General features: G+C 70.3%; 9 protein-coding genes and 1 pseudogene. 5 read left to right on the forward strand and 5 right to left on the reverse strand.

Going from position 1 to position 13,191, the window contains the following annotated elements; genetic code table 11:
• Positions 1 to 36: 36 nt before the first annotated feature.
• The 4 genes and pseudogenes from A176_RS09020 to A176_RS09035 all read right to left on the reverse strand — a co-directional run bounded on the left by A176_RS09020 (position 37) and on the right by A176_RS09035 (position 5,018).
• The gene (locus A176_RS09020) at positions 37 to 1,089 is read right to left on the reverse strand and encodes a coiled-coil domain-containing protein (RefSeq protein ID WP_002634211.1); all 1,053 of its coding nucleotides are present in this window, start codon (positions 1,087 to 1,089) and stop codon (positions 37 to 39) included.
• Between the two features lie 160 nt (positions 1,090 to 1,249).
• Positions 1,250 to 2,232: pseudogene (locus A176_RS09025) on the reverse strand (zinc metalloprotease HtpX).
• A gap of 109 nt (positions 2,233 to 2,341) precedes the next feature.
• Positions 2,342 to 3,787: an HTTM domain-containing protein gene (locus A176_RS09030; protein WP_044890619.1), complete on the reverse strand. Its 1,446-nt coding sequence runs from the start codon at positions 3,785 to 3,787 to the stop codon at positions 2,342 to 2,344.
• Positions 3,780 to 5,018 (reverse strand): imelysin family protein, encoded by a 1,239-nt coding sequence (locus tag A176_RS09035; RefSeq protein ID WP_044890618.1) that lies wholly within the window; start codon positions 5,016 to 5,018, stop codon positions 3,780 to 3,782. The genes A176_RS09030 and A176_RS09035 overlap by 8 nt, the downstream gene beginning before the upstream one ends.
• A gap of 189 nt (positions 5,019 to 5,207) precedes the next feature.
• Here A176_RS09035 and A176_RS09040 point away from each other — a divergent pair, with 189 nt between their 5' ends.
• Positions 5,208 to 6,695, forward strand: a complete 1,488-nt coding sequence (locus tag A176_RS09040) for an NHL repeat-containing protein (protein WP_002634215.1) — start codon at positions 5,208 to 5,210, stop codon at positions 6,693 to 6,695.
• A gap of 128 nt (positions 6,696 to 6,823) precedes the next feature.
• Positions 6,824 to 9,220 carry a TonB-dependent receptor family protein gene (locus tag A176_RS09045; protein WP_002634216.1) on the forward strand — a complete coding sequence of 799 codons (2,397 nt, stop codon included), beginning with the start codon at positions 6,824 to 6,826 and terminating at the stop codon, positions 9,218 to 9,220.
• 35 nt (positions 9,221 to 9,255) lie between these two features.
• Here A176_RS09045 and A176_RS09050 read toward each other — a convergent pair whose 3' ends face one another.
• The gene (locus tag A176_RS09050) at positions 9,256 to 9,693 is read right to left on the reverse strand and encodes a hypothetical protein (RefSeq protein WP_420811427.1); all 438 of its coding nucleotides are present in this window, start codon (positions 9,691 to 9,693) and stop codon (positions 9,256 to 9,258) included.
• 134 nt (positions 9,694 to 9,827) lie between these two features.
• Between A176_RS09050 and fni the strand changes: the two genes are divergently transcribed.
• From fni to mvk, 3 genes are read left to right on the forward strand one after another with little or no spacing between them, the layout of a single operon-like run.
• Positions 9,828 to 10,886 (forward strand): type 2 isopentenyl-diphosphate Delta-isomerase, encoded by a 1,059-nt coding sequence (fni, locus tag A176_RS09055; protein WP_002634219.1) that lies wholly within the window; start codon positions 9,828 to 9,830, stop codon positions 10,884 to 10,886.
• A gap of 33 nt (positions 10,887 to 10,919) precedes the next feature.
• On the forward strand, positions 10,920 to 12,248 hold the full coding sequence (locus A176_RS09060; RefSeq protein ID WP_002634220.1) for a hydroxymethylglutaryl-CoA reductase, degradative: 1,329 nt from the start codon (positions 10,920 to 10,922) through the stop codon (positions 12,246 to 12,248).
• 4 nt (positions 12,249 to 12,252) lie between these two features.
• Positions 12,253 to 13,185, forward strand: a complete 933-nt coding sequence (gene mvk, locus A176_RS09065) for a mevalonate kinase (protein WP_002634221.1) — start codon at positions 12,253 to 12,255, stop codon at positions 13,183 to 13,185.
• Positions 13,186 to 13,191: the final 6 nt, after the last annotated feature.

Consider the following 13,191-nt stretch of genomic DNA (forward strand, 5'->3'; position numbering starts at 1 on the left):
CGAGCCCCTCGTCCTACCCGTGGACGGGTGATTGCGTCAGGCCTGCGCGGGCTTCGACTCGGTGTCGGCCGGCGCGTTCTCCGGGGCCTGCTCGGCGTCCGGCGTGGACTCGGGCTGCTGCGGGGCGGCGGCCTGGGCCTCCACCTCGGCGCGCACGCGCGAGGTCTCCTCGGTCCGCTGGTCGCTGGCGGCCACTTCTTCCGGCGTCAGCTCGGTGCGGTCGGCCAGCATGCCCGTCTTCTTCTCCAGGTCCTTGATGGCCCGGCGAAGCAGGTCGCGCTCCAGCAGCGTGCGGTTGAGGCGCTTCTCCAGGGCCTTGTACTTGTCGCGGCTCAGGTCGAGGTCGTGCTTGGTGGCCGTGTAGACGCGCTGCTGCGTCTCCTGGCGGCCCTTCACCCGGCGCAGCTCCTTCTCGGCCTCCGCCGCGCGGTTGCGGTCCTTGTTCGCCGAGTGCTCCAGCCGCTCCATCTTCTCTCGGTCGGCGTCGTTCAGCTCGCGGAAGCGGCGCTGGCCACGCTCCTGGGGCACCGTCTCCGTGGCGGTGGGCACCACCGGCACGACGGCGGCGATGACGGACTCGCCCTCCTGCGCGGGGGCGGCCACCTGCGCGGCGGGCTCGGGCACGGCGGGAGCGACCGGCGCGGGCGCCACGGGCGCGGGCTGCGGACGGCGGCCCTTGTTCTCCACTTCGGCCTTCAGCCGCTGGTTCTCCACCAGCGCGTGGGACAGCTCCTCGCGGGTCCGCTCGAGCTGCGTGGAGGCGCTGCGCTCCACCTCGGCGCGGGCCTTGGCCAGCTCCTGGGCGCCCTTGTCGGTCTCCTTCTGCTCGTAGAGCTTGCGCTTGGCCTGCTTCAGTTGCTCCTTCACGTCCTGGAGCTGATTGCGTTGCTCATCCAGTTCCTTCTGCTTGCGCTGGACCTCCGCTTCGGCCTTGGCGCGTGCCTGCGAATCCGTCACCAGCTCGGCGCGGGGCGCGGACGAAGACGACGCGGCATGCGAGGGGAGCGCGGCGGCCTTGGGGCCGGCGAAGAGATTGAAATAGAGCGAGATGGCGAGCCCGACAGCAAGGGCGAGGACCAGGACCAGCACGGGAACGACCTCCACGGGGAAATGCAAAAAGCGGGGCAGCCTACCGTCAGCCCCCGGCGCGTCAAGGGTCCACTGCTGGACGTGCTCCGCTTCACTCTGTGAATCCCACGGGCTGGCCCGGGCGGCGGCCCGGCGGACGGCCCGGTGTCCGGCGGCCCCCTCAGTACCCGGACTCCCAGCCGCCACGCCCCGCGCCGCGAGCCCCCCGCTGTGCGCCCATCTGCCGCAGCCGCCGCACCCGTTCCGGGATGGGCGGGTGGGTGGAGAACAGCGCCATCACCCCGCCATGGTGGAGCGGGTTGACGATGAAGAGGTGGGAGGTGGCGGGGGCCTTGTCATAGGGGATGGCCTCGGCGCCCCGCTCCAGCTTCAGCAGGGCATCCGCGAGCGCATCCGGATCACCGGCCAGCTCGGCGCCCGTCTGGTCCGCGCCGTACTCCCGGGAGCGGCTGACCGCCAACTGCAGCAAGGTGGCGGCGATGGGGCCACCAGCAGCAGGCCCAGGTTGGCGAAGGCGCTGCCCAGGCCGCCCCGGTTGTCGTTGTCGCCGCGGCTCAGCATGGAGCCGCCGAACCAGAACAGCATCTGCGCGGCGTAGCTGATGATGCCCGCCAGGGTGGCCGCCACCGTTCCAATCAGGGTGTCCCGGTTGCGCACGTGGCCCAACTCGTGGGCCAGCACGCCCTCCAGCTCGCGCCGGTCGAGGATGTCCAGGATGCCCGCTGTCACCGCGATGGCCGCGTGGCTGGGGTTGCGGCCGGTGGCGAACGCGTTGGGGGCGGCCGTGGGCAGGATGTAGACCTTGGGTTTGGGCATTCCCGCTCGGGCCGCCAGCCGCTCCACCATCTCGTGCAGCCAGGGGGCCTGTTCACGGGGCAGCGGCTTCGCGCCATGGATGGCCAACGCGATGCGGTCGCTGAACCAGTACGAGCCGAAGTTCATCACCACGGCGAAGAGGACCGCGAACATCAAGCCCTGGGGGCCGCCCAAGCGGTCGCCGATGACGAGCACCAACGCCGTCAGGCCCGCCAGCAGCACCGTGGTCTTCAGGGCGTTGCCCAGCCGGTGCCACCCGCCGCCGCCGTGCAGCGCCGGGCGGCTTTCGCCAACGTGGGGTGCGTCAAAGGTGTCTGTGCTCGCCATGGCCGCCTCGCCTCCAGGCCCCGAGTGGGACCTTCCACCCGGAAACGTAAACAGGCGTGCGGCCGCGGCAATGAAGGCGCCCCCCGGTGGGACTGCACCGGGGAGGCGGCTAGGGTCGCTCGGCCGTCGCGGAGCGCAGGGGAGAGCGCAGGCGGATGGGCGGCGAGTCGGGCGCCGGGCGAATCCAGCGCTTGGGCGCAAGCCCGTCCACTTCGCGAGCCAGGTCCACGTCCGGGTCCAGCAGCAACTCCGCCGGGCGGCCGTTGAGGGAAACGATGGCCTCCGCGTGGACCGTCACGGCCCCCTTGCCCTGGGCCTCGAAGTCCCGGGCGATGTGCCGCGCGAGCTGGAGGATGAGGTCGGGCTGCACGGACATCTCCCGCTCCTGCAGGCGCGTGAGGTACTGGCTGGGTGACACGTGCCACTCGTGGTCCGACGCCGGGGCGCGGACGATGAACGTCACGCTGCCGTTCTTCTCCCGTGCCATCACCCGCCAGGAGAAGCGCATGCCCTGCTCGTGCCAGAGCACGTTGCCACCATAGAGGTGCGTGCGGAGGGGCACGGCGACCTGCACGACGGCGTAGGCCACGGCCAGTCCGAGCGCGGCCCGGCCCTTCCAGCCCGGCGGCGTCACCTCGGAGGTGGCGGGCACGGACGCGGGCGGAGCGGTGTTCCTCGCGAGGCGCGCGCGCAGTCCATGGATCAGCCGCCGCGGCCACGAGGCCTCGAAGAACACGAGCGCGCCGGTCACCATGATGACGGGGAACATGCCAATGGGGAACAGCGCGGAGGTGGCCGCGTGGAACCCGAGCACGACCACGTAGGCGAAGGGCCGCAGCTTCCGCGTGAGCAGGAAGGCGACGATGGTGGTGTCGAAGAGGAAGCCCGACCAGGCCGCGACGTAGGCGACCCACGGCGCGTCGAGCCAGGGCCCTACGACGGGCAGGCTCGTCCGCGCCGACAGCCAGATGCTCAGCGGCTGCGCGTGCAGCAGCCAGTCGCTGGTCAACTTCGCGAGCCCCGCGAAGACGTAGACGACGCCGACCTGGAAGCGCAGCAGCCACGTACACCACGCGGGAAGCGCGTCACCGCGCAGCGCGGGCTTGCGCCACGCGTCCACCGAGAAGGCCCGGTGCGTGGGCACGAAGAACATGAGCCCCAGCAGCAGGCTCACCAGGTAGTAGTGGTTGAGGTAGTTGCTGACGTCCACCAACTGGACGTAGCTGAAGGCGACGAACAGCAGGGCCACCGTCACCCGGTAGAACAGCCCCACCGCCATGCACAGCCCGAGCACCGCGAGCAGCGCGAAGACCCCGTGCATCCACGGCGCGGGCAGCGCGGGCACCCAGCCGAAGCCCCAGTAGGTGAAGTGGAAGCGGGGGCCGGTGAACAGCACGTCCACCCACCCATAGGCGAGGAACCGCACCGCCGACACGAAGACGAGCAGTCCCAGCGCCACGCGGAACGCCACCAGCGCCGCGATGTCTCGCGGCGCCAGCAGCGCCTTCCAGAGGCGCCCGGACGCGGGGCGCTCGCCGGTCGCCACTTCAGTCATTGTCCCCCTCGACGGACTGGGGCAGCTCCAGGTCCAGCACCGTGACGAGCTCCGTCTTGAGCACGTCCGTCACGCCCTTGACGGACTCGTACATCGCCCGCACCGCGGCCTTGTCCTGCGCCAGCACCGTGGTGACGTCTTCACCCGGCAGCGCCTCGATGCCCGCCGCCGCCGCCACGTTGCGCTCGCGCAGCTTCGTCGCCAGCGCGTTGGCGCCCGAGGCCTCGAGCAAATCGTCGAAGCCCGTGCCGGAGAAGTTCTCGCCGCAGCCCTCGGTGATGCGCCGGTAGCCCGTCAGGTTGGCCCGGATGTTGGCCTTGGAGCGCGCCGCGAACTGCGACTCCAGGTGCTCGGGGCAGGTGGACGTGGTGCAGTCCCGCATCCCCAGGGGACGCGCCAGCTTGAGGTCCTTCACCTCGCGCTCGAAGTAGAAGATGGCGTCGCTGATGGAGTTCAGCGCCGCCTGCGTCGACGGGTACACGGCATTGCCCGAGCCCGCCGTCGTCAGCGTCTGGGTGAAGTTGCCCTGGTCCGCGGCCCACGCGTTCACCAGCGCGTCCGCGCGGCGGTGGACGTCGGCGGCCACCACGGCGGCGTAGGCCCGCTTGCGCGCGGCCCGCTCATCCGCGGAGAGCGCCGCCCAGGTGCCCTGGGCCACGATGGCGGAGGTGCTGGGGCACGCGGTGTCGTTGCCCTCGAAGAAGAGCAGGTACTCCAGCGCGTACAGGCCGCGGCGGCTCACCAGCGCGTTCTCGAAACCCGCGGACTCGTAGCTGCGGTTGACGATCTGCTCCTCGACGGCGCACCGGCTGACCAGGGGCCACGAGTAGATGTTGTCGCGAATCTCCGCGCCGCCCGACACGCTGCGGGGCGCGGCCGGACCGAACTGCATCACCTCCGCCACCTGCCACGCGTCCATGGCCTCGTGGAACGCCGCGCGCGCCGCGTCCCGCGTGGTGGCATCCGGCGTGGCCGCGTGGGCCGCCACGGCGGTCTCCAGCGCGGTGGCCTCGGTCTGGAACTCACGCGACGTCTGCAGCACACAGGCGGCGGACGACGCCAGCAGCGCGGCCCGCGTGGTGGCCACCGGGTTGTCCGGCGTGTCGGTGCCCGCATCCGGAGGCTTCGGGCTGTCTGACTTGCAGGCCGACAGCGAGAGGAGGGCGGGGACCACGAACGCGAAGGCGCTCGCACGCAGGACGAAAAGGGGGCGCGAAGACACTGTGTTCATGGCCGGGCTCGGTAACACGGCGATGTTGTTAATGACAATCAACTTCAAAATTTTCCCCGTATAACGTGCAGGCCAGCACAGCTTGGGTGTTGACCCACGGTGCGAATCCGGAGTAGGAGGCTGCCACGTCGAAACTGATAACGATTATCGTTTGCAGTTAGAGATGATCCCGAGGAGGGGAAGAACATCATGTTGAAGACGGTGAAGAACCGCGGCTTCCTGGTGCGTGGAGCGGCCCTGGCCCTCACGCTGGCGTGCATGACGGGTTGTGGCGACGACGAGCCTACCCCCACGCCGATTCCGGATGCGGGCACCAACACGGACGCGGGTACGGACCCGGTTCCGGACTCGGGCACGGACCCCATCCCCGACGCGGGCACGGGCACGGGCGGCCTGGACAGCGACATCGCGGTGGTGCGGTTCAACGAGGACGGCACGCAGGACACGACGTTCGGCGCCGGCGGCGTCACGCACGTGGACTTCGGCACCGGCCGCGACGGCACGCGTGACTCCCTGTGGGATGTGCGCGTGGACGGCTCGGACCGCATCGTGCTGTTCGGTAACAAGCGCGCGGATGGTGCGCGTGCGGACACCGACCGCGTGGTGGCGCGGCTGACGGCGGCGGGCGCCCTGGACACGACGTTCGGTACGGGTGCGACGCCCAACGGCATGAGCATCCTCAACATGTCCAACCTGAACGACAGCATCCGCTACGGCATCGTTCAGCCGGACGGGAAGATCCTGGCGTCCGGTTACGCGTCCATGCCCACGGGCGTGGGTGCGCAGGGTGCCAACCGCATCGTGCTGCAGCGCCTGAACGACGACGGCTCTTCGGACGCCACGTTCGGCTGGCAGGGCGTCGTGACGTCCGCGCCGTTCCAGGCCCAGAGCGAGACCAACCCGGAGTGGGGCATGGTCGAGGCCTACGCCGTGGGTCTGCAGTCCAACGGCAGCTACGTGACGACCGGCTACGGCCGCACGGCTTCCTCCGGCACGGTGGACCTGGTGTCCTTCCGCTACACCGCCACGGGCGAGCTCGACCCGACGTGGGGCACGGGCGGCTCCGTGGTACTGGACCTGGCCGGTGACAACGACCGCGGCCGCAACCTGGTCGCGCTGAACGACGACCGCCTGCTGCACGTGGGCAGCTCGACGCTGGGCGCGCAGAACACCCAGGCGCTCCTGCTGATGCACACGCCCAACGGCCAGCCGGACACGACCTTCGCGCCGGAAGGCTACAAGACGTACAACCTGGAGCGCCCGGACCAGGCCTTCTTCGGCGTGGCCAAGTCGGCGGACGGCAACTGGGCCGCGGCGGTGGGTTACCGCGCCGGTGGCAACCAGAACGATGACGCCATCCTGGCCATCGTCCCGACGGGCGGCACGGGCACGGAGGTGGTCAAGGCCACCCCCATCTCCACCACGGAGAACGACCGCTTCTGGTCCGTCACCTTCGACTCGCAGAACCGCATCTACGCCGCGGGCTTCGTGACCGAGGCGGGCGACAACCGCATGGTGGTCGCGCGCTTCACCACCGACGGCAACCTCGACCCGACCTTCGGCGAGGCCGGTATCGCGAAGATCAACGTCGCGGTCGGCGCGACCGAGGAGACCGCTCGCGGCATCGCCATCCAGACGGATGGCAAGATCGTCATCGGCGGTCCTGTCGAGAAGTAGTCTTCACGGAAGTCGTGTAGGAGCAGGAGCCGGGGAGGGCGGTCCGCGCGCGGGCGGGCCTCCATCCCCGGCTCCTGGCTTTTTCAATCGTCGAACATCCCGGTCGAAACAAGGTCGAAACGCTTCAGATGGCACTGTTCGAGCACAAGAAGATGCGGGCGCGGAGCTGGACGCTTCCAGCGCTCTTGCTGGCATGGGCATCCCCTGCCGCGGCGCAGACCGAGTCGTCCCAGGCCCCCGAGGCCGCCACGGTCCCCGAGGCGCAGGACGCGGCTCCGGCGCAGGACGCCGGCGCGGAGGTCCAGGCGCCCACGGAACCGGCCGCCGAGTCCGTGACGGGCACCGAAGCGCCCCTGGCGGGTGATGCACCCCTGGCCACCGGAACCCCCACGGGCGCGCCGCTCGTGCTGGAGCCCTCGCCGGAGGCCGTCGAGAAGAAATTCGAAAGCGTGGTGGTGGGCACGTCGGAGGCGCGCACGAGCGGCTCCATCCACGTGCTGAAGCCCGCGCAGTTGGAGCGCTTCGAGCGGGATGACCCCGAGGCCATCCTGCGGACGGTTCCCGGCGTCTACGCGCGAGGCGAGGACGGCTTCGGCTTGCGGCCGAACGTAGGTCTGCGCGGCGTGAACCCGGACCGCAGCAAGAAGGTCACGCTCCTGGAGGATGGCATCCTCTTTGGTCCCGCGCCGTACTCGGCGCCCGCGGCCTACTACTTCCCGCTCGCCACGCGCATGCAGGGCATCCGCGTCCTCAAGGGCCCCTCGGCCATCCAGCAGGGGCCGCAGACGGTGGGCGGCTCCGTGGAGTTCCTCACCCGGGACATCCCCGCGTCGGAGTCCATCTGGCTGGACGTTGCGGGCGGCGGGTACCTCTACGGCAAGGCGCACGGCGTCTTCGGCGCGAGCACCGAGCGCGCGGGCTTCCTGCTCGAAGGCGTCCACCTGCGCAGCAACGGCTTCAAGGAGCTGGACACGATTGGCGGCAACACGGGCTTCAACCGCAACGAGTGGATGGCCAAGGGCCGCTACCTGCTCGTCCCGGAAGGTCCGGTCCGCCAGACGCTCAACGTCAAGCTGGGCTACTCCGACGAGGACTCGAACGAGACCTACCTGGGGCTCAGTGATGCGGACTTCGCGGCGAATCCGCTGCGCCGCTACGTCTCCAGCGCGCTGGACCACATGAAGTGGCACCGCACGCAGGTCGTCCTCAGCCACGAGCTGGAGGCGGGCTCCCTGGCGGTGACGACCTCCGTGTACCGTCACGACCTGACGCGCGCCTGGCGCAAGGTGAACCGCTTCCGCGGCACGTCCGTCGCCAGCGTGTTGGCGGACCCGACGAGCGCGCGCAACGCCATCTATTACGGCGTGCTCACCGGTGAGCTCGACAGCTCGTCCACGCAGGACGCGCTGATGATTGGTCCCAATGACCGGACCTACGTGTCCCAGGGACTCCAGAGCGTGGCCCGCTGGAGCGGCACCACGGGGCCGCTGAGTCACAACGTCGAGTTCGGCGCGCGCTACCACTTCGACAGCATCGACCGCCTGCACACCGAGGACGCGTTCCTCATGCAGGGCGGCCGGCTGGTTCACGCGAACGAGCCCACGTACACCACCGCCAACAACAAGGACTCCACGAACGCCTTCGCCCTGCACGCGACGGACGCCATCGGCTGGGGGCCGCTGGTCCTGACGCCGGGCGTCCGGATGGAGATCATCCGCTCGCACTCCGTGAACCGCCTGACGGACACGGAGTCGCGCGGCGCGGTCGAGGTGCTGATGCCCGGCATGGGCGTCTATGGCGCGCTCACGCGGGAGCTGGGCCTGTTCGCGGGCGCCTATCGCGGCTTCTCGCCTCCGGCGCCCGGTCAGCCCGACACGGTGCTCCCCGAGAAGAGCATCAACTACGAGGCGGGCGCCCGGTGGACGCGGCGGGGCGAGCGGTTGGAGGCGGTGGGCTTCTTCAACGACTACTCGAACCTCACCGACATCTGCACGTTCTCCAGCGGCTGCCTCAACGACGACCTCGACCGGCAGACGGACGCGGGCAAGGCGTACATCTATGGCCTGGAGGTCTTCGGCGAGAAGACGTTCCGCCCGGGCGGCGGGCTGACGTTCCCCACCTCGCTGTCGTACACGTTCACCCGCACGCGGCTGCGCGAGGACTTCCAGTCCGCGGATCCGCAGTTCGGCAACGTGCGCGCGGGCGACGAGCTGCCCTATGTGCCGCGGCACCAGCTCTACGCCACCGCGGGCGTGGAGACGTCCTTCGGCGGCCTGTTCCTGAGCGCCCTTTACGTGGACTCCATGCGCGAGCGCGCGGGGCAGGGTGAGGCGGCTCCGGGGGATTTGACGGACGCGATGCTCACGTTCGACGCCAACGCGAACTGGAACTTCTCGCGCTGGGGCCAGGTGTACCTGAGCGTGCGCAACATCCTGGACGAGCAGGTCGTCCTGTCCCGCCGTCCGTACGGTGCGCGGCCCAACGCGCCTCGCACCTTCATCCTGGGCTTCAAGCTGAACGTGTGACGCCGGGAAGGCCACCGTGGGCGGCGGCCGCTTCGTCAGAGGTAGAAGCGGTCCGTCACGCCCGCGGTGCGCTGGAGGATGGCGCTCCAGCCCAGCCACAGGGGAATGCCGCTCGCGTCCGCGCGGGCCTCGGCACCCAGGGCGCCCAGGGAGCCCGTGCACCCGGCGAGCGTGAACAAGCCGGAGTCGTCCAAGTGTGCGAGCAGCGCGCGCAACGTGGGCATGCCTCGGGCTTCAAAGCGGTCCGTGACGTCATCGCGACCCATGAAGTCCGGTTCATCCAGCGCGTCATCGAGGAAGCGCTCCAGGGCCCACCAGAAGAGGTAGACCTCGACCCGCCGGCCTGATGCCACTGTTGCCGCGGCGATGGACAATCCCTGGTGCACGCGGTCGTAGTCGCCGCTGTGCAGGAAGACAACCACGTGGGTCAGGGAGGCGCTCACGCGGGGCTCATACCGCTCAAAAGGAGGCATCGTCCACCCACATGGCGGAGGCGACCGTCCGGGCCCTTTGGCTTGCACCTCGGCCGCTCAGCTTGCTAGGAAACTCCGGTCATTCAGGTACTTACGAGCCTTGCCACCACGGGGGCGGACCGGACTTCAGCGAGATGGGCGACGACCTCACAGCCAGACGCAAGGACGCGCATCTCGACCTTTGCAGCACCGGCGACGTCGAGCCCGCGGGCAACAACACCCTGCTCGAGTGTGTGAAACTGGTCCACTGCGCCATGCCAGAGATGGCGGCGGATGATGTCGACCTGTCCACCCCTTTCCTGGGCAAGCGGCTGCGCTACCCCTTGCTCGTCACCGGGATGACCGGCGGCACGGAGCGCGCGGGCGCGGTGAATTGCGACCTGGCGCGGCTCGCGGAGAAGCACGGCCTGGCCTTTGGCGTGGGCAGTCAGCGCGCCATGTCCGAGGACGCCTCCCGGGCCGCGTCGTTCCAGGTCCGGCAGGTGGCGCCCACGGTGGCGCTGCTGGGCAACATCGGCATGTTCCAGGCCATCTCGCTGGGCGTGGATGGCACGCGCCGTTTGGTGGATGGCATTGGCGCGGACGGCCTGGCCTTGCACCTCAACGCGGGGCAGGAGCTCACGCAGCCCGAGGGCGACCGGGACTTCCGGGGCGGCTACCAGGTGGTGGAGCTGCTGGTGCGCGCCTTTGGGGACCGGCTGCTCGTGAAGGAGACGGGGTGCGGCATTGGCCCGGACGTCGCCCGGCGGCTGGCGGACCTGGGCGTGCGGAACATCGACGTGTCCGGTCTGGGCGGGACGTCCTGGGTGCGCGTGGAACAACTTCGCGCGTCGGGCGTACAAGCTCAATTGGGTGCGGAATTCAGTGCGTGGGGCATCCCCACGGCGGCGGCGGTGGCCTCCGTGCGGCGGGCGGTGGGCTCGGGCGTTCAGTTGGTGGCGAGCGGAGGGCTCCGGACGGGCCTGGACGCGGCCAAGGCGCTGGCGTTGGGGGCGGACGTGGCGGGGTTGGCGTTGCCGTTGTTCCGCGCGCAGCAGGCGGGCGGATTCGAAGGGGCGGAGGCGGCACTGGAGCTGCTCCTGGGCGGGCTGCGGCAGGCGCTCATCCTGACGGGAAGCAGAAGCTGCGCTGAATTGAGGCAGCGGCCCCGGGTGGTCACCGGAGAGTTGAAGGATTGGTTGGCGGCGCTGTAGAGGGTGGCCTCGCCGAAGTTTGGAAGGAAGAACATGTCTGACACCGTGACGTCCCGGCTCCCCGGGTTCCACAAGCTTCCGATGGAGGAGCGCCACGCGCACCTCTCCCGCATGTTCCGGCTCACGCCCGAGGACGTGCAGCAGCTCCTGGGCTCGGAGGCGCTGCAGCCCGTCCTGGCGAACCAGATGATCGAGAACGCGGTGGGGACCTTCTCCCTGCCGCTCGGCCTGGGGCTCAACCTCCAGGTCAACGGGCGCGACTACCTGGTGCCCATGGCGGTGGAGGAGCCCTCCGTCGTGGCGGCGGTGTCCTTCGCGGCGAAGATCGTCCGCGAGGCGGGCGGCTTCATCGGCGAGGCGGACGCGTCGCTGATGATTGGCCAGGTGCAGGTGTCCCGGTACGGCGACCCCACGGTGGCCACCGAGCGCATCCTGGCGCACAAGGAGCAGCTCCTCGCGCTGGCCAACAGCTTCCACCCGGCCATGGTGGCGCGTGGCGGCGGGGCGAAGGACGTCGAGGTTCGCGTGCTGCCGGCCCCCGAGGGCCCGCGCGGCGAGCCGCTGCTCATCGTCCACCTCATCATCGACGCCCAGGAGGCGATGGGGGCCAACCTCATCAACACCATGGCGGAGGGCGTGGCGCCGCTCGTCGAGCAGATCACCGGCGGCAAGGTGTACCTGCGCATCCTCTCCAACCTGGCGGACCGCCGGCTGGCGCGCGCCATGTGCCGCATCCCCGTCCCGCTGCTGGCGGACTTCGAGATGCCGGCCGAGGAGATCGCCGAAGGCATCACCCAGGCCAGCCGCTTCGCGGAGGCCGACCCGTACCGCGCCGCCACGCACAACAAGGGCGTGATGAACGGCATCGACTCGGTGGCCATCGCCACGGGGCAGGACTGGCGCGCCATTGAAGCGGGCGCGCACGCGTTCGCCTGCCGCAACGGTCAGTACCGGCCGCTGTCCACCTGGTACCTGGAAGAGGGCCACCTGGTGGGCCGCATCGAGCTGCCCATGGCGCTGGGCACGGTGGGCGGGCCCATCAAGATCCACCCGGGCGTGCAGATGGCGCTCAAGCTGATGCAGACCACCAGCGTGCGTGAGCTGGCCATGGTGTTCGCGGCGGTGGGACTGGCGCAGAACTTCGCGGCGCTCCGAGCGCTGGGCAGCGTGGGCATCCAGAAGGGCCACATGGCCATGCACGCGCGCTGCGTGGCGGTGACGGCGGGTGCTCGCGGCGACTGGGTGGAGAAGATCGCCAACCTGCTCGTGAAGGCGGGACACGTGAAGGTGGAGAAGGCCCGCGAGCTGCTGGCCAGCCTCCCCGCCGAGGATGCCGCGGCCGCGACCGGCACCACGGTTTGACGCCGTGGCCCCTTCTTCTGAATCCCTGTCGGCCTTTGGCGCCGGCAAGGTCATCCTGCTGGGCGAGCACAGCGTCGTGTACGGACACCCGGCCCTGGCCGGGCCGCTGTCCCAGGGCGTGACGGCGCGCGCCGTGCCGTCGAAGTCCTGCCAGCTCGCGTTGCCCGCCAGGCTCAACCGGTTGCAGCGCGAGCAGCTCACGGCGGCGTTCGCCCGCGCGGCCGAGGCCACGGGGGCGCCCCCGGTGAAGGTGTCCCTGGAGGCGGACCTGCCGCTGGCGGTGGGGCTGGGCAGCTCGGCCGCGTTGTCGGTGGCGTGCTCGCGGCTGTTGCTCCAGGCGGCGGGGAAGGCGCCCTCGTCGAAGGACGCGGTGCGCGTGGCGTGGGCCATGGAGCAGGAGTTCCACGGCTCGCCCTCGGGCCTGGACCACACCACCAGCGCGATGGAGCAGCTCGTCCTCTACCGGCGCAAGCCGGGGGCGGCCAAGGGGACGGGGCAGGTGGTGGACAGTCCCCGGCCGCTGCACGTGGTGGTGACGCTCGCGGGTGAGCGCAGCCCCACGAAGAAGACGGTGGGTGCGCTGCGGGAGCGGCAGGCCCGCTGGCCCGCGCGCTATGAGCGCTTGTTCACGGAGATTGGACGGGTGTCCGCCGAAGGCGCGAAGGCGGTGTCCGCGGGCGACCTGGAGGCGTTGGGTGACGCGATGAACGTCAACCAGGGACTCCTGGCGGCGCTGGGCCTGTCGTCGCCGCCGTTGGAAGAGATGATCTACCGGCTGCGGGAGCTGGGGGCGCTGGGCGCCAAGCTCACCGGCGCGGGTGGAGATGGTGGGGCCGTCATTGGCCTGTTCCTCGAGCCCAAGCCGGTGGTGACGAAGCTCACCCGGATGGGCGTGCGCTGCTTCAGCAGCCAGCTCGCGGGTCCGCGGGCGTCGTGAGTCTTC

The sequence above is a fragment of the Myxococcus hansupus genome, from assembly GCF_000280925.3.
Taxonomy (GTDB): domain Bacteria; phylum Myxococcota; class Myxococcia; order Myxococcales; family Myxococcaceae; genus Myxococcus; species Myxococcus hansupus.

Coding starts and splice junctions, on each gene's coding strand:
- A176_RS09030 (WP_044890619.1), bottom strand. CDS start 3,787: ATGACTGAAGTGGCGACCGGCGAGCGCCCCGCGTCCGGGCGCCTCTGG.
- A176_RS09035 (WP_044890618.1), bottom strand. CDS start 5,018: ATGAACACAGTGTCTTCGCGCCCCCTTTTCGTCCTGCGTGCGAGCGCC.
- A176_RS09040 (WP_002634215.1), top strand. CDS start 5,208: ATGTTGAAGACGGTGAAGAACCGCGGCTTCCTGGTGCGTGGAGCGGCC.
- A176_RS09045 (WP_002634216.1), top strand. CDS start 6,824: ATGGCACTGTTCGAGCACAAGAAGATGCGGGCGCGGAGCTGGACGCTT.
- A176_RS09050 (WP_420811427.1), bottom strand. CDS start 9,693: ATGCCTCCTTTTGAGCGGTATGAGCCCCGCGTGAGCGCCTCCCTGACC.
- fni (WP_002634219.1), top strand. CDS start 9,828: ATGGGCGACGACCTCACAGCCAGACGCAAGGACGCGCATCTCGACCTT.
- A176_RS09060 (WP_002634220.1), top strand. CDS start 10,920: ATGTCTGACACCGTGACGTCCCGGCTCCCCGGGTTCCACAAGCTTCCG.